We start from the raw sequence: 15,959 nt of genomic DNA, 5'->3' as shown, positions 1-15,959 counted from the left end.
ATCAAACCACCACCGATCAAGGTGGGAATCAAACCACCACCGATCAAGGTGGGAATCAAACCACCACCGATCAAGGTGGGAATCAAACCACCACCGATCAAGGTGGGAATCAAACCACCACCGATCAAGGTGGGAATCAAACCACCACCGATCAAGGTGGGAATCAAACCACCATCGTGACACAGGACAGTACGGCGCTGCCAACGGTCACGGGTCAGATAACGCCTCAGACGCCGCCAGCAGCCACAACCATCGCGCATCAAATAACAATTGATTCTGAGAGCCCCCTTCCGAACAGGACTGGCGTTCTCTTGCCGACCCCCTACCGGACAGCTGACGTAACAGTTTCTGCGGTCAGAACCGAAGCGAACGTCTCCCCACAATTTGCGGTTGAGACAACCGCGACGGGACAAGTAATCCTCCGGTTGCGTACTGAACAGCCGATTGAGGCTGTACGATTTGACCTTCGATTGTCACATCCGGCCCGTTCAAACGTGACACAAAAACAACTCCGGATGGTACCGCCGGATGGTTCGCCGGCCGCTGGAAACGCGACTGTGCTGACTGGATACACGATTCAGCCGATCGGACCTACCCGACGGGCTGGTCCGTCCGGATCGTTTGATCGGGCTAATGGATCAGGGTACGTATACAGCGGTGCGACTGTGTACCAAGGCGAAGCCGATATCTCATTTAGGGGCAATCTTAGCGACCGGCTGCTTCGTACCACAGGGAGTGCTGCAGGCACTCTCGTCGAGACGCCAATTCGGTCTGACGCACCGGTTGGCAGCTACTCGACTGATGGCACGAATGCAACGCCAAACATCACGGTCCGACAGCCACAGATAACGGGGTTCCGTATTGAAAACAGACGAGGTGCTGACGTGAGCGGTGGGCTTGTCCGCACTGCTGAAACCGACCGGATCCCTGTAATTGCACAGTCGAATTTTGAGGACGCTGAACAGCTGAAACTGACAGTCGAAACGCCAGCAGGGCTTGATATCACAGATGAGGTCATTGACGGACCACGCGTCCGACAGGAAACTGATAACGGCGAACCTGCTGCTGTCCAAACAGCGACGAATCGCGCTCACGAGCCGAGAGGACCAGCCGCTACCCGAATCCACGGCTCCACGCAATCAAAAAGCAACCATGGAGCGACAGGGTTAGCTGGTCTACACGCTACCCCAATCGAGACGCAGACTCAGACAGAAACACCGATTGAGGCCAGTCGAACTGTCACCAACACTAACCTGGAGCAAGGTGGTTCAACGACAGTAACGATTACTGCAACTGTCGGATCAGCTGGACGGATTGGGATTAGTGAGGAATTCTCGCCCGCTGTTCGCTCCGCGGAAATCCAGTCGTTAACCGTCAACGATGAGTCAGTTGTGCCGCTTGTCGCTGCTGCAGACGAAACTGGAGTGGCTGTTGCGTACCAAGATCTTACTCCCGGGGATACAGTTACGGTTGAGTACACCCTCGGTGTGGGAGATAACGATCAGACCTACGAGATAACCGGGGAGGTCAGCTCAGGCTCACAGGAAATCGAGCTTGAGGAAACGACAATTGTTGCTGGGACTGGGACGTCGGGAACAATCTCTGCCGGGGGGTTTGTTCGCTGGGATGTCGCGCTCGATTCCGTTGAGGCATCCGCCCTACAGATTACTGTAACTGGATCAGATGATCTCCAGACCGACGACGCGCAAGTCCAATCTACAGTCAGTATTACTGACGGCGAGCCGTCTCTCTCACTCGAATCAGCGTCAGCTTCGAGAGGCACCACAACTGGAATTACCGTCCAAAACGGTAGCGGCGGAGCAACCTACACGACTGCTATTCCAGCAGCTGATATTCGCTCGCAGGTTGAGAAAGACGACTATTATCAGATTTTCCGTAACGTTGGCGATACCGAACAGATTGGTCTGGTTACAGACGAGCAAACGTATACTGACGGTGCTGTGCCCGATGAAGCTGTTCGCGCGGTGTATGCGACCGTCCAAATTGATCCGGATGACGCAGCCGGGGCAACCGAAATTCGGACGCGCTTCCTGGCCGATACTGCCGACGTTTTCCTCTCACGGGAGCCGCAACCGACGCCAACTGGCTTCGATACGGCCACGCTCACTGTCATGGATACATCTGTTTCTCTTCGTGAGCCACAAGTCTACACCACGGGCGCTCAGACAACGATCGCCGGCACAGCAAGCGCCGGCGTCGACGCCGTGGCACTGTATGTTCGCACAGAGCGTGGCTTTGAGCTTATTGATCTTGACGGTGAAAATGGCCAAAGAGACGCCCAGATCGACGTCTCAGGGAGTTCATTTTCCGCCGACGAAATTAAAATTTCGTCTGGCGATCTGCCGGGGAATGACATCCTCTCTCTGCCCGGTCAGTATCAAGTTGGGGTTGTACCTGTGGCTGCAGTACAACGCACCACGTCAAATGAATCACTGCCGACGCGAGTCCCGGCACCGGTATTTCTAAATAGGAATGTAAACACGACAGGTCTCACGGTTCGGAATGGGAATCTTACCCTCACCCGAGCTGGGCAAAACCAGACGATAGCGACCACGACAACGGATCTGTCCGTGGCAGGGCAGGCTACTGGATCCGAACAGATTCTCGTTGCCCTCGTAGGCGCGCGCGGCACGATCCAAACCGAAATTATCAGCACTGACGGGCCAACGTTCACTGACACGGTTACTGTTGGAGACGTAGCAGCGGGAGAGGCGACGTTGTATGCAATCTCAACCGGTCGTGACGGGATTGTTGGTGATGGTCAGCTACCAGGCGCCGATACCGATACCGAAACGACACTTACCGGGGTAGCTGCGTATCTAAATCAGCGTGTGACCGGCGGAATGACGCCGGCTCAAGCGGCTGATGTGATCCTCTCACAGACACGGGCAGATGTTGGGAGTGATGACCGAGTTGTTACCGAACGCATTCAGGTTTCTCAACCGCGTATCACTATTACAAACGTCACGACAGAAGGCCAGACAGGTCAAGCGCTTCGTATTCGAGGCAGTACAAACAACCGGCCGTCTGAGACATCGCTTCTTGTCACACTCCGTCAGAATACAGAAATCAGACAGCGCACACAGGTGTCATCCTGGGCGGCTGGTCGCTGGAACGTCTCATTAGACACGAGCAACTTGTCTGCTGGCCGTTACGTTGTTGTCGCGGAAACCATCAACGCTGACGACCGCCAGCGGTTCAGACTCAATACAACAGCCCAGACAACAACAGTAACGATGACACAATCAGCCCGTCCGCGTGGAGTCGATTCCGCGCCAAAAACCACCACGGTGCAGCCTCCCACAGACTCCCAGTCGCCGACAGTCCCACAGTCAGTACCGTCGATTATATCACTACTGATAACCCGCGTCAACGGCTTTGGGTTCGGAATTTTCAGCTATATTTTGAGTATTCTATTATACGGCGTTGGATACCGTGTCTTAACATCTGCCACGTGAGCCCGGGAGAATCCTCCTCCTACGGGATTTTAGCAGGCATGGACGCGCCCTTTGATCTCAGGACATGGGTTTCTGCATCGCTTGTTGTGATCATTTTGAGGTAACCGGCGGCAGAACTTGTGTATAGAAGTCAATCAAAATGTGTGGTGTGCACTCACATATCATGAAAATGCAATTGTTGGTGGCAGCGTGTGTATCCACCCACTCCCCAGCTGCTGTTTGCACTCCCGACGAGATACCCTCAGCGGGGTTCACAAGAGATAACCTTGCTACCCCCCAGCTATCCAAATTAGGCCCCAGTGCCTGTCAGACAGTTTTTTGCAATTATTTTGTCTATAACACAATGGCGTGAACAAGATAACACACAAAGTATTTACCTCACCCATTACGTCTTGAGTATGTATCGTGCCGAACTGTGGGCAAGCGAATCCACGTGTTCGGTATGATAAACACACTACTAAATATGACACGCAGCAAGCAGATTCGAGCGATCCTGCTGTCTGTGCTTATGGTCATGTCAGTGTTCGCGGTTGCGGGCACTGGTTCCGCCGCTGTCTCGGATTCCAATCGAGACATCGGTAACCAGAGTCCGGCTCCCGGCGCTGATGTGACTGTCACGACACAGGTCACAGTTGATAACGGAAGCGCGAACTTCGGACTGAGTGAGACGTTCAGTCCGGACTTCCAAGATGCATCGATTGATTCAATTCAGGTTGACGGATCCGCAGTCAGTCCTACTGACCTAACGGGCCAGGGCGCCGATGGAACCGGCGCTACCGTTGGTCTTAGTTCCAGTGCACTGAGTGACGGATCGACGGTCACGGTCGAGTACACCGTCACCGCCCTGAACCAGACGAACGCCACGCACACGATCTCCGGGACGGCTACGAACGGTCCGAACTCGGAGACGAGCGTGGGTGGCGAGACAGAATTCACTACCACTGATGGTAGTGGTGACGGCGGCGACGGCTCGGACGGCTCTGATGGCTCCGACGGTGGCGACGGCGCCATCGAGAACCGCGACGTTGCCGACGAAACCGACGCCGAGATTGACGGTGTCTCCGAGGGTGACGTCCTCGTCACTAGCGGGAACACTGTCTACCAGGGTGAGGAAGGAATAACCTTCATTGACCCGGCGACCAACGAGGTCTACTCGGCCAGCCAGCTGTCGGGTACCTCCGGCAACCGTGAGGGTACCCCGCTCCAGATGCCCATCCCGGAGAATGAGGATACCGGTACCTACGATCTGAACGGGCCGGAGTCCGGTGACGGTGGCTTCAGCACCACCGTTGTCGAGCCGCGGATCACCACCTCTGAGGTCCGTCTCAACGGTGACGACATCGACCAGGTTGCCTCCTCGCGTTCGGGCGATCTCGAGATCTTCGCTGAGTGGAACTTCGACGACGCTGAGGGACTTGAGGTGTCTGTTGAAGACCCCAGCGGCTCCGAGATTACCGGCGAAGTGGTTCAGGGGAGCGACGTGCTCACCGAAAGTGGCACTGGCGTTGAGCTCGACTTGAGCACCGAGGATGCCGGCGAGTACACCGTCACCTTCGAGGGCAACGACGATCTGGACCAGGACGACGTCGTCCAGGAGTACACGATCGAGACGACCAGCCAGGACTCCGTCTCGATCGACGTGGCGGAAGACAGTGTCACGCAGGGTGACAACGTCGAGTACACCGTGAGCGGCGGCACGAACAACGACTTCCACACGGTTACGATCGACGCGAACGACTTCCGTGACGATATCGACGAAGACACTGCGGAAGACATCTTCCGGAACGTCGAGGACGTCCAGGATACGGGCGTCGTTTCGGATAACGGCGACTTCGACTACGCGTACGCTACCGTCGAGATCGACGGCACGACCGGTGTCGGCTCGATCAACACGGGCGCGCTTGACGATTCGTCGGTTGAGGTCGAGGTGTACGAGGCGACCGACGCCTCGACGCCGGACGTTGATGGCCTCGAATCGCTTGACGATGTGAGCTTCGACGTTGAGGAGGGCGAAATCGTCCTCGACAGCCCGACCGGGACGTACACCATCGGGTCCGAGGCTGACATCAACGGGACGGCCGCAAGCGCCGATGAGGTTGCCATCTACGCTCGTGACAACAACGAGTGGGAGCTGCTCGACGTCAACGACGATGGCGAGCTGGATGAAGACGACTTCATCTCGGTTGACTCGGACGACAGCTTCGAAGAGGAGGACGTGAACCTGCGCAGTGCCAGTAACATCCTCGCGTTCGAGGGGAACTACGGCATCGGTGCCGTCGACGTTGCGGACCTCCCGGACGACGCTGATGAGTTCGACCAGCTGTCCAACTCTGACTTCAGCAGTGCATCGAGCACCCGTGAGACGATCACGGCCCAGAGCGGCGACCTGAGCGCCAACTTCGCCACAATCAACGGTCAGATTGCTGACGAAGTTGACGAAGATATCGACGTGAACGGTACCGCAACCGGTCAGGATACGATTGTGGTTGCGTTCGTTGGTGAGCGTGGCGACACGTACGCCCAGGAGATCACCGTCGATAACGACGACACGTTCGAAGAAGAAGATATCTCGCTTGTCGACATCTCGCAGGGTGCGGTCTCCGGTCACGTCATCTCGCCGTCTCGTGACGGCCAGTTCGGCGATGGCGGCGACTGGGGCACTGCTAGTGAGGTCGTCAACGAGATTCAGGGTCTCGGTCAGGGCAGCAGTACCGGTGACCAGATCCGGAGTCAGATCCTCGCGAACACGGTTGATGAAACCGGGAGCGACGACCTGATCGTCTCGACGACGTTCCGGATTAACGACCCGACGCTCTCGGTTAACAACGTCTACCCCGAAGCGGCTGAGGCAAGCGGTCTCAACCCGGTCGCAACTGGTGAGACGGTTGTTGTCGAGGGCGACACGAACCGCCAGCCTGACAACGCAGCCATCACCGTTGAGCTCCTGACGCAGGACGAGAACTCCATCCAGTCGGTCTCGACCGACACGTGGGGCAGCAACGGTCAGTGGAGCGTTACGATGGACACCTCTGACGTTGAGACTGGGACGTACATTATCGAAGCCGACGACGGCGAGAGTACGGACCGTGTCAACGTTGAAATCGTCGAAGAGCGCCAGACTGACGACGGCGAAGACGGCGCTGACGACGGCGAGGACGGTGCCGACGACGGTGCCGACGACGGCGAGGACGGTGCCGACGACGGTGCCGACGACGGCGAGGACGGTGCCGACGACGGCGCTGACGGTGACGACGGCGCTGACAACGGTACCGACGATGGCGGTGACGGCGGCACGGACGACAGCACGCCCGGCTTCGGCGCGCTCGTCGCTCTAGTCGCCCTCATCGCGGCCGCCCTGCTCGCGACCCGTCGCGACAACTAACGCCGACTAACTACCGAACGGATCTCCCGTTCGGCCCACGCGGTTCGCGGTTCCATTTTTTCGCGCGTCTCGACGCTTCGAGAGCGATCCGTCTCGCGGTCGCCGCCGACGCGACGCCGTAGTGACTGGTACACCACGCTCGCCGACGCACCACTCCTCGGGCGACCGGATGACCGTGACGAACGCTCCGGCGTTGCCGTGATCGGGCACAACAGTCATATGGTACAACCGATTACAGTCGGCTACACCATGCCGGTACTCCTCGACGATCACGACGCCGACCTTCCACTGCGACCGGGGACCACGAAGTCGGACATCGCGGCGTTTCTCTACCGTCACCCCGATTGGGGGTACTCGCCGCAGGAGGTCACGGAGGAGCTCGACGTCCCTCGCGGGACCGCCACGACCACGCTCGCGCGCCTCCGCGACGAGGGCCTCGTCGGGAAGACTGACGACGGCTACTATCACGCCATCGACGACCGGTCCGACGTCCGGCGGTACGTCGCCAGCCTCGACCAAGTCGACCGGCTGTTCGGTCGCCACCGCGACGACGACGTCACGCCCGAGGAACCGGAGAAGCGGATCGGTGAGGATCGTACCAACGACGAACTCGACGCGGAACTCGACGCGCTGGAAGCGGAGCGCGACGAGTCCGATGAGTAAGCTACCTGCGGGAACCGTCTGTTGGGCGCGGGATCCGACGGGTGCGCATCCCCAGCGACCGGTCGTCGTCTTGGCTCACGAGACGCATCCGTTCAGCGCTACCGATTGCACCGTGATGTGTATCGGAACGAGTGCGGGAGCGTACGAGCAAACGACTCCGGAACTCGAAGACGAACACCTCGACGGGATTTCGTTCGCTGACGCCTCGTACCTCATGCCGTGGGCGCTGTACACGATCGCTCCGAGAACGATCGCGAACGGGAGTACGAGCGGTGAGCTCACGGAGGCGGGACGGAGACTGGTGAAAAAGTCGCTCATTTCGCTCATCCCGTGATCGACGGTCCGCGGAGTTGACATCCTCCTCCGCCTGAAGGCGGAGGAATCCCACGGCACCGCGCCGCTGGTTTGGGATATTAGGATTTGCAGTCTACCACTTGATCCTGCGGTTGGAATCCGCTGGACAAATCATATAGGTAGACTCCGGGCTGTGCCAACCAGCCGGTACTCCTATCCTCGTCCAAACTGGCCGAAGACTCGGAGTTACTTTCGTTCATGTTGAGACGGATGTTCTCCGCCCCGTTCACGTCTGCGTTGAACGCCGCATCACACTCCTCGCAGACGTATAGACCACGCTCAACACGCTGACTACCGTCTTCTCTCCCACACATACAACACGTCTTGCTCGTGTCGCGCTCGGACACTTCTACGACTTTGATGCCTTCCACTTTCGCCTTGTATTCGAGCAGGTCCGTGAAGCGGTCGAACGCCCACCCGTGCAAGTCGAGGTTTCCGTGCCGACCCCAGTTCTTTGAGCTACCATCTTCGTCCTCTCGGATACCCCCCAAGTCCCCCACGTTGATACGACCAACTTGGTTTTCAACACACCGTTGAACGATATGTTTGGCGAGACTGTGGAAGAAGTGAGTGCGCCGCTCCGACCATTTCGCGTGTAGACGGGTGGCTTCTTCGCCACCTGAGTCGTCGCACTTGGCAATCTCTTTTGGGAAGTAGTAGCCGTCCTGTTTCAGCCGGTTGCCGGGGTAGAGGTCAGCTTCCTCGGTACTGTACGCAACGGTGGCAAAGTTACAGATACCGAGGTCAATACCTGCCGTCTCGGTGCCGGGAGCGTCAGGAGTCTCAACTTCGTCATTGCAGACGAGGTGTAGTTCCCATTGCCCGTTTGAGTTGTCGTAGACGGCGCGAACCTGTTGTAGATTTTCGACGGTGACGCCGGGTGCGGTTTCGTACTCAACGAGGATGTACTCTCTCGCTCGGGGATACTCCTTGTGATTTCGACCTTTTGAGAGGCGAACCCGATCGTTCTTTGAGTCGTGACGGATGCCTTTCTGTTTCCACGTCACCGTGCTACGCGGGTGTTCTTCGTGGACGCGACGACCCTGTTGGTCGTAGTAGTTTTCTTTGCGGTAGCCGGGGGGGTTATCTCTGTCATCATCGGAGCCGTACCACGAGTTGAAGGCTTCAGCGAGTTCCTCCAGAACGCGCTGACTGGACTGACTGTGCAGCCCTTTGTATTTGTTGTGGGTCTTCAACTCGTCTTTGAGGTCTCCGTGATCGGGGATTTCACCTGTTTCATCCCATACTTCGCGGGAGTAGTAGTTAGCGACGTTCCAGAGCTTGCTGGCTGACCACCCGTGCCTGTCAAGCGACTCCACTACCTGACCGTGGTTGAGGATTTTCGCTTGGTGGGTGCGGTGGACTTCCAGCATCTGAAACACCCTATAACAAGTTATAGTTAGGTCATCAATAAAAGATCTGGCTGAGAACGGTGGAATATCCAAACTTGCTATCGATAGTAGGGTGTGTCAGAGTTGTCGGATTCATCCCGCGCCTGAAGGCGCGGGTATTCTCCTTGTATTTTATAACGATGAGCCGTTCCAAACCGCGAACTCGCCGTGAGCGCGCTCGATACCTCCGACTAGTCCAGTTGTGCCGTGGTGCGTGATTCCCCGATACCACGGTAGAACGTCTGTAGCCACCGTTCTCGAAACCCCGTCACAGAAAGTATTTACCCGCGACGGCGGTAGATCAGGGCATACATGGACACACGTCTCACCCTCGCGGCGGTCCTCCTCGTCGGTGTCGCGGGGATCGCCGCGCCGCTGGCCGCCCCCGCGGCGGCGCAGTCCGAGCCCGCCGTCGGCTTCGGCGACGCTCGGACGACGGTGGCGCAGGGTGACGTCGCAACGATCGATCTGCAGCTGCGCAACGCCGACCGAGCAACCCTCCAGATCAATGCAGCTAGTCTGCCATACCGGGCGACGCTTCGCGTACACGACGGCGACGGCGACGGGACCGTCCAGGTCCGCGCCAACACGTTCCACGGCGAGGGTGTCGACGGCGACGAGCGATTCACCGCGGCTGGCGACGCAGACGAGGCCCGGCTCCTCGCTGAGGCGAACCCACCTGAGGGGGCCGTCCTCGACACCGGGCGCTACAACCTGATCGTCTCGACCGCCGAGACAAGCGTCGCGGCCGTGCTCGCCGTTGAGGAGCCGACCGCCAGCAGCAGCAACGCGACCGTCGTCGCTCCAGACGCCTCACTCAATCCGGAAGCGGGCGACTCCGAGACGACAGCAGGCAGCTCGGGCGACGCGAGCGCAGATGACGGGACGAGCGAGACGGACGCAGCCGATCCGCTCTCTGCCGCCCGCAGTGACCAGGTGCGGACGGCGTTCGCCGTCAGCGGAATCGGCGGAATTCTTGAATCACCTGCGCCCGCGAACAACCTCGTGTTTCCCGCTAACAGCGCTCCTAGCGCACAGACAGTTCACACAATTGAGACGGCACCTGACGAGGATGTCTCGGTGCGGTCAGTGACGATCGACTACGGCATTGATGACGCCGTCCCGCCGCGGACCGTCCACCAGTTCACCCGGAGCGACATCGAGGCAATCGGGATCGATGAGACGGGTGACGGCTACATCGACCGCTCGGTGGGGATCGCGATCCAAAACACTCGGACGAGCACCGACGGTCGCATGACGATTACGTTCGACCGGTCGGTCACCATCGCGAGCAATCAGACGTTCCGGCTGGCCTACGCGATGGAGAACCCCGAGGTGACCGGGCCACAGGCTGTAAGCGTCGCGCTCGACGGCGAGCGAACGACCCATCACGAGCGCGGGACCGTGCTGTACGGGCCCGCGGGACAGGGGACACTTGGGTACGGCGTCGACCTCCGTCTGACGACGGCGGACGGCGAGGGGCCGACCGCGCCGCTCGCGGCGGTCGAGACCGCATACGACATAGACAATGGTGGGCTCGTCGCGATGATCGACACGGACGCGCTCGCGACCGAGGAGTACGCCGTGGAGCTGACGGTCGGCGAGGCCGCTCCGGAGCCGGTGCCGCGCGTCTCGTTGCGCGAGCCGTTCACTGTCGTCGAGCCCACCGCCGAGTTTACCAACCGCTCTGTGGGTGACGACGAGCAGCTCTCCGTGACCGCGGACACCAACCTCGCGCCGGAGGGGTCAGTGATCATCCGCGTGGAGGCCGACGAGTCGGGCGGCGGTATCAGCCAGGTGCTCAACTGCGTGGCCACAGTAGAATCTGACGGCGCTGTCGGCTGCGAGTTCGACCTCTCGAGGTCTGCGAGTGACTTCGACATCGAGGTCTCGATTCAGCGAGATGGCTCCGTCATCGCCGGGCCGACTGAGTACAATTAACGGACTCCTCTGGTCGTCGTCTTGGTTCGGCCGAGATTGCTTCGATGCTCCGCGTCCGTACTGTTTCGGGACGGATGCAAAGAACACCACCACAAGGAGAGTGGGCCCCGTTTCGCGACGATTCCGGTCAAATCCGGTGGCCGAGCAGATATGTCGCTCCCACAACTGCGACCCCGCCGAGCGCCTCGCGGGTTCGGATGGGGACGAACACGGGACCGGCTCGATCTAACGGGTTCTCGTCACCGGTTACCGGCGTATCACCATCCCCGGTCACCATGCTCGCGTTGCCACTCGATTCGTCGTCAGATCCGGATCTGTCCTCGTTCCTGTCGCTTCCAGCTCCGTCAGCGGCGGAGGTGTCCGTCGCTTCCTCGTCGGCCGACTCGGGTGGCGTACTGACTGCCGGCGTGATCGACCGAGAGTACTGTCCGTGTTCATACGCAATAATGAGATTGACGGCGGTTTTACCGGGGACGGCCGTGAGCGTATGATTAAGATCAACGGTCGTCGCTGGCGGCGCGTCTGCCTCGTACACTCGAGCGATGTCGAGCCGTTCGCCGGACCGCGTGTCGATCGATTCGAGTGTCACACGGCGAATCTGCGCTTCTGAGACATTGCCGGCAACGTGAACCGTCTTGGCAGTCACATTGGTCACGTTCTCCGTAACGGTCACACGCGGGGTTGGATCATACGCAACGCTGAATGTTTGATTTTCAACGTTGCCAGAGGAATCTTCGGCGACAAGGCGGAACTCGTTATCCTCGTTGGTATCGTACAGATCGATCGTCGTGTTAACGTCATAGGTGAGTCGCTCCGGCTCCGGTCCAGGCTCGTCGCCGGCTAACAGTACCTGCGATGCGCCGTTGCTGGTGCGACTGAGTGTCACCCGGTGGAGTTTTGTTTCGTCACGAACGGTTCCCCGGACACGTACTGAATCGGTGTAGCTCTCGTTCGGTGCGTGAAGCGTGATAGTCGGGTCAGTTACATCGTCGACGATCAATCGGAACGAGTCCTTTCGTATCCGACCGGTTGAGTCAGCATACCGTGCCACAATTCTGTTTGTTCCGTTCGCAAGCAACAGATCCTGTGAAAACGAGTCGCCCGGTTTCGGGAGCCGGTAGACGTTACGCTCAGTTGGGATAGACTGATTAGAAGCGTATTTAAAATGTGTGCGTTCAATCCAGATCCACTCAACGTCTGATGCTGTATGGAGCGTGCCGGCGAGCGTCACCTGGCCTCCAGAGACGTTCGTCTCGTTGGGGGGTCCACCTACAACACTCGTAGAGAACGGCGAGCTGTAGCGGACCCACGGCGCGGCAGTGTGTTTGATAACTGTCGTTTCCGACGAAGCGACCTCTGCTCCTCTCGCAATCACCTCCACGGTATTTTTATTTGGGTCAAGATCAAGCGCGATGCTTCGATTAAACGACTGAGAGTTAGGGTGGTACGAGTGACGGATCACTCCGTTAACGCGAATCTCGATTAAGTCGATCGTTCCGTTCGAGCTGACGGTGACGTTGGCGGTTGGATCCGTCATGACAGTGATTTCGCTGTTGTCGGTAAATGACTCACCACCAATCATCACATCAATTGCTGGCGCCGCCTGTGCCGTCGCGGGTCCCGTTCCGACGCCGGCGCCGACGAGCGAGAGACAGAGGGCGAGACAGAGCGCGGTACGGAGCGCGCGGTTCGACGGGGTCGTGTCCGGGATCATGTGAGGCGAGTCGCCGGATCGGGGCGCCGGTCGCCGCCGATTCGGCCTGTACACGCGTCCGGTCGCCTCGTCGACGCTTAACTGTAGTGCGCCAGTTATCGAACCCGATAGCTGAACGCGCTCCGAGCGCGGGGAGGAGAGCTCGGGGGACGCGGAGGGCGCTCGCTACCGGGTGCCGGGCGAGCCGAGAAGGGGATCCCCCGCGGAACCGCTCAGTCGCCCGCCTCTTCGGCCGCGTCGCGGGCGTTCTCTCCGATCGGCTCGCTCTCCCAGTACGGGTGGTCCGCGTCGGCGCGGAAACACGCCGCCGAGCGGCGCTCACCGACGTCGTACGCCGGCGGCGCCGACTCGCGACAGGCCGTCCGCGCCTCGGGACACCGGGTGTGGAACCGACAGCCCGCGGGCGGGTTTCGGGGCGAGGGCACGTCGCCGCGGAGCGTCTCGAACTCGCCGTCCCGCTCCTCGGTCGTCACCCGCGGGACGCTCGACAGCAGCGCCCGCGTGTACGGGTGCGCCGGGTCCGCGAAGAGCTCGTCGACCGGCCCCACCTCGACGATCTCGCCGAGGTACATCACCGCGACGCGGTCGCAGATGTGCCGGACGACGCCGAGGTTGTGCGCGATGAAGAGGTAGGTGAGCCCGAACTCCGCCTGGAGGTCGTCGAGCAGGTTGAGGATCTGCGCCTGCACCGACACGTCGAGCGCCGAGACGGGCTCGTCGAGGACGATGAACTCCGGGTCGACCGCGAGCGCCCGCGCGATCCCGATCCGTTGGCGCTGGCCGCCGGAGAACTCGTGCGGGTAGCGGTCGGTCTGGTCGGCCGAGAGCCCGACGCGTTCGAGCAGGCTCCCGGCGCGAGCCAGGCGGATCCGCCGGTCGGAGGCGTCGACGGAGACCGTCGCGACGACGCCGTCCTCGGTCGTCTCGACGGTCGTCCCGAGCAGGTCGCGCCGCCGGTCAACCTCGGCGGCGACGCCCTCCGCGTCCTCGCGGACGGTGACGGCGACGCGCGCGATCCCCTCCTCGGCGTCGACGACGCGATCGACGTCGTCGTCGACGCGAACCGCGACGTCGCCGGGGTCGAGGGAGTCGCCCTCGACGGTCACGTCGGCGACCGTCTCGACGTTCGGGTCGCTCCGCGGGAGCCCGTGGATACGGAGCCCCTCGGTGACGATATCGCCGGCAGTCATGCGCGGGTCGAGACTGGAGAACGGGTCCTGGAAGACGATCTGCGCGCGCTTGCGGAACTCCGTCAGCTCCGCGTCGGTCAGCTCAGAGAGGTCCCGCCCGTCGAAGGCGACGCGGCCCTCGGTGGCCTCGCGCAGGCGGAGCACGGTCTCGCCCGTGGTCGACTTGCCGCAGCCGGACTCGCCGACGAGCCCGAGCGTCTCGCCCTCGGCGACCTCGAAGGAGACGCCGTCGACGGCCTTCACGCTCTCCGTCTCCGCGCCGAGCAGCCGGTCGAGCAGGGACCCCTCGTCCGCGTAGTGCTTCCGGAGCCCCTCGACGGCGAGGAGGGGATCGCTCACTCCCCGTCACCCCCGAAGTGGTCCTCGGGAAGCGCCTCGCTCGGGTCGTAGGGGCGGTCCGCGAGCACGCACTTCGCCCCGTGTTCGGCGTCGGCGTCGACGACGCGCTCCGCGGGCTTCGCCAGGCACGACTCCATCGCCTTCGGACAGCGGTCGGCGAAGTAACACCGGTCGTCCATCTCGGCGTCGACCAGTCCGGGGACGTTGCCCTCGATCGGTTGCAGGCGCGGTCGCGGGTCCTCCAGGTCGGGGATCGACCCCAAGAGCCCCTCCGTGTACGGGTGGACGGCGTCGTCGAACACCGCGTCGAGCGTCCCGCGCTCCACGACCTCGCCCGCGTACATCACGCAGACCCGGTCGCACATCTCCGCGATGACGCCGAGGTCGTGGGTGATGAGAACGATGCTCATGCCGCGGTCCGCCTGGACCTCGCGCAGGAGGTTGAGGATCTGCGCCTGGATCGTCACGTCGAGGGCGGTCGTCGGCTCGTCGGCGATCAGCACGTCGGGCTCGCCGGCCAGCGCCTGAGCGATCATCGCGCGCTGGAGCATCCCGCCGGAGAACTCGCCGGGGTATTCGTCGACGCGCTCGGCGGGGATAGGGATCCCGACCCGTTCGAGCAGCTCGATCGCCCGCTCGGTGCTCTCGTCGCTGGTGTAGCCGCCGCCGGGGACGATCCCGTCGAGGAGGAACCGACCGAGCCCGTACCCCTGCGTCCGCGAGCGCGTCGACCGCGGGTTCGCGTCCGCGCGCCGTTGGACCTCGACCGCCTCGGCGATCTGCTCGCCGACCGTGATCGAGGGGTTGAAGCTGCTCATCGGGTCCTGGAAGATGGTGCTGAACGACGGGCCGCGGAGCGACCGGCGGACGCGCGGCGGGACCGTCCGGAGGTCGACGTGGTCGCCGTCGACGCCGACCGCGTCGTCCGCGCGGAACTCGTCGGCGAGGTCGGGGTTGCGGTACCAGATCTCGCCCTCCGTGACCCGTCCCGGCGACTCGACGAGGTCGATGAGCGACAGCGCGGTCACCGACTTCCCGGAGCCCGACTCGCCGACGATCCCGAGGATCTCGTTGTCGCGGAGGTCGAACGAGACCGACTCGACCGCGTTGATCTGTCCCTCCTCGGTGAAGAAGCGGGTCGAGAGGTCCTCGACCGAGAGCACGTTGTCTGGCCCGAGCGTCCCGGTCAGCGCAGTGTCGCCCCCGCGGACGGCGTCAGCGGGCACGGTCACATTTTCTGGGGGGGTAGTGTCACTCATCTTTTTGTGAGCACGAGATCCTGCTGCTTGGGGTAGGGAAAGTTGCGACACTCGGCTGTCCATCTACTGCCTCTCGTTGGTGTCGAGTGTACGGTAGTCCTTGAGGTGAAGAATCTTCCACGAGTAACCGTGTCGGTTTTTGAACCCACTTAATGCCTCGTACTGGTCTTCCTCGATCTTGAGATGGATGTTTTTTGATATTCATGAAGATTGTATTATATATTCTTATGAACCTTCGGAGGGTATG

At 60.9% G+C, this 15,959-nt stretch carries 10 protein-coding genes and 1 pseudogene; 7 read left to right on the top strand and 4 right to left on the bottom strand.

What is annotated here, in order from left to right; translation table 11 throughout:
* The 6 genes and pseudogenes from NO900_RS16195 to NO900_RS16175 form a co-directional block, all read left to right on the top strand.
* A partial coding sequence (locus tag NO900_RS16195; protein WP_256410061.1) for a hypothetical protein occupies positions 1-180 on the top strand: 180 nt, incomplete at its 5' end.
* A gap of 704 nt (positions 181-884) precedes the next feature.
* The gene (locus NO900_RS16190; RefSeq protein ID WP_256410060.1) at positions 885-3,479 is read left to right on the top strand and encodes a hypothetical protein; all 2,595 of its coding nucleotides are present in this window, start codon (positions 885-887) and stop codon (positions 3,477-3,479) included.
* Between the two features lie 442 nt (positions 3,480-3,921).
* A pseudogene (locus tag NO900_RS17645) lies at positions 3,922-4,026 on the top strand (surface glycoprotein); the annotation flags it as partial.
* Positions 4,027-4,086: 60 nt separating this feature from the next.
* Complete coding sequence (gene csg, locus NO900_RS16185; protein ID WP_256410059.1) at positions 4,087-6,861, top strand: HVO_2072 family ArtA-dependent S-layer glycoprotein; 2,775 nt, start codon at positions 4,087-4,089, stop codon at positions 6,859-6,861.
* 249 nt (positions 6,862-7,110) lie between these two features.
* Positions 7,111-7,524, top strand: a complete 414-nt coding sequence (locus NO900_RS16180; RefSeq protein ID WP_256410058.1) for a winged helix-turn-helix domain-containing protein — start codon at positions 7,111-7,113, stop codon at positions 7,522-7,524.
* Positions 7,517-7,858, top strand: a complete 342-nt coding sequence (locus NO900_RS16175; RefSeq protein ID WP_256410057.1) for a hypothetical protein — start codon at positions 7,517-7,519, stop codon at positions 7,856-7,858. The genes NO900_RS16180 and NO900_RS16175 overlap by 8 nt, the downstream gene beginning before the upstream one ends.
* A 79-nt stretch (positions 7,859-7,937) precedes the next feature.
* Here the strand turns inward: NO900_RS16175 and NO900_RS16170 are convergent, their stop codons facing one another.
* Positions 7,938-9,251 carry an RNA-guided endonuclease InsQ/TnpB family protein gene (locus NO900_RS16170; protein ID WP_256410056.1) on the bottom strand — a complete coding sequence of 438 codons (1,314 nt, stop codon included), beginning with the start codon at positions 9,249-9,251 and terminating at the stop codon, positions 7,938-7,940.
* A gap of 330 nt (positions 9,252-9,581) precedes the next feature.
* On the opposite strand from NO900_RS16170, the gene NO900_RS16165 reads away from it, so the two are divergent.
* The gene (locus NO900_RS16165; protein ID WP_256410055.1) at positions 9,582-11,210 is read left to right on the top strand and encodes a DUF7827 domain-containing protein; all 1,629 of its coding nucleotides are present in this window, start codon (positions 9,582-9,584) and stop codon (positions 11,208-11,210) included.
* A 127-nt stretch (positions 11,211-11,337) separates the two neighbouring features.
* Here NO900_RS16165 and NO900_RS16160 read toward each other — a convergent pair whose 3' ends face one another.
* From NO900_RS16160 to NO900_RS16150, 3 genes are all read right to left on the bottom strand, one after another.
* Complete coding sequence (locus tag NO900_RS16160) at positions 11,338-12,924, bottom strand: hypothetical protein (RefSeq protein WP_256410054.1); 1,587 nt, start codon at positions 12,922-12,924, stop codon at positions 11,338-11,340.
* A gap of 212 nt (positions 12,925-13,136) precedes the next feature.
* Positions 13,137-14,453, bottom strand: coding sequence for an ABC transporter ATP-binding protein (locus NO900_RS16155; RefSeq protein ID WP_321169241.1), 1,317 nt, complete (start codon positions 14,451-14,453; stop codon positions 13,137-13,139).
* The gene (locus NO900_RS16150; protein ID WP_256410053.1) at positions 14,450-15,712 is read right to left on the bottom strand and encodes an ABC transporter ATP-binding protein; all 1,263 of its coding nucleotides are present in this window, start codon (positions 15,710-15,712) and stop codon (positions 14,450-14,452) included. The genes NO900_RS16155 and NO900_RS16150 overlap by 4 nt, the downstream gene beginning before the upstream one ends.
* Positions 15,713-15,959: the final 247 nt, after the last annotated feature.

This window comes from Halorubrum rutilum, assembly GCF_024494565.1.
The sequence above is the reverse complement of the archived record's forward strand: the minus strand, read 5'-3'. Positions and strand labels throughout refer to the sequence as shown.

Excerpts from the sequence above, each read along its gene's own strand:
- NO900_RS16180 (WP_256410058.1), top strand. The coding sequence starts at position 7,111 with ATGCCGGTACTCCTCGACGATCACGACGCCGACCTTCCACTGCGACCG.
- NO900_RS16175 (WP_256410057.1), top strand. The coding sequence starts at position 7,517 with ATGAGTAAGCTACCTGCGGGAACCGTCTGTTGGGCGCGGGATCCGACG.
- NO900_RS16170 (WP_256410056.1), bottom strand. The coding sequence starts at position 9,251 with ATGCTGGAAGTCCACCGCACCCACCAAGCGAAAATCCTCAACCACGGT.
- NO900_RS16165 (WP_256410055.1), top strand. The coding sequence starts at position 9,582 with ATGGACACACGTCTCACCCTCGCGGCGGTCCTCCTCGTCGGTGTCGCG.
- NO900_RS16160 (WP_256410054.1), bottom strand. The coding sequence starts at position 12,924 with ATGATCCCGGACACGACCCCGTCGAACCGCGCGCTCCGTACCGCGCTC.
- NO900_RS16150 (WP_256410053.1), bottom strand. The coding sequence starts at position 15,712 with ATGAGTGACACTACCCCCCCAGAAAATGTGACCGTGCCCGCTGACGCC.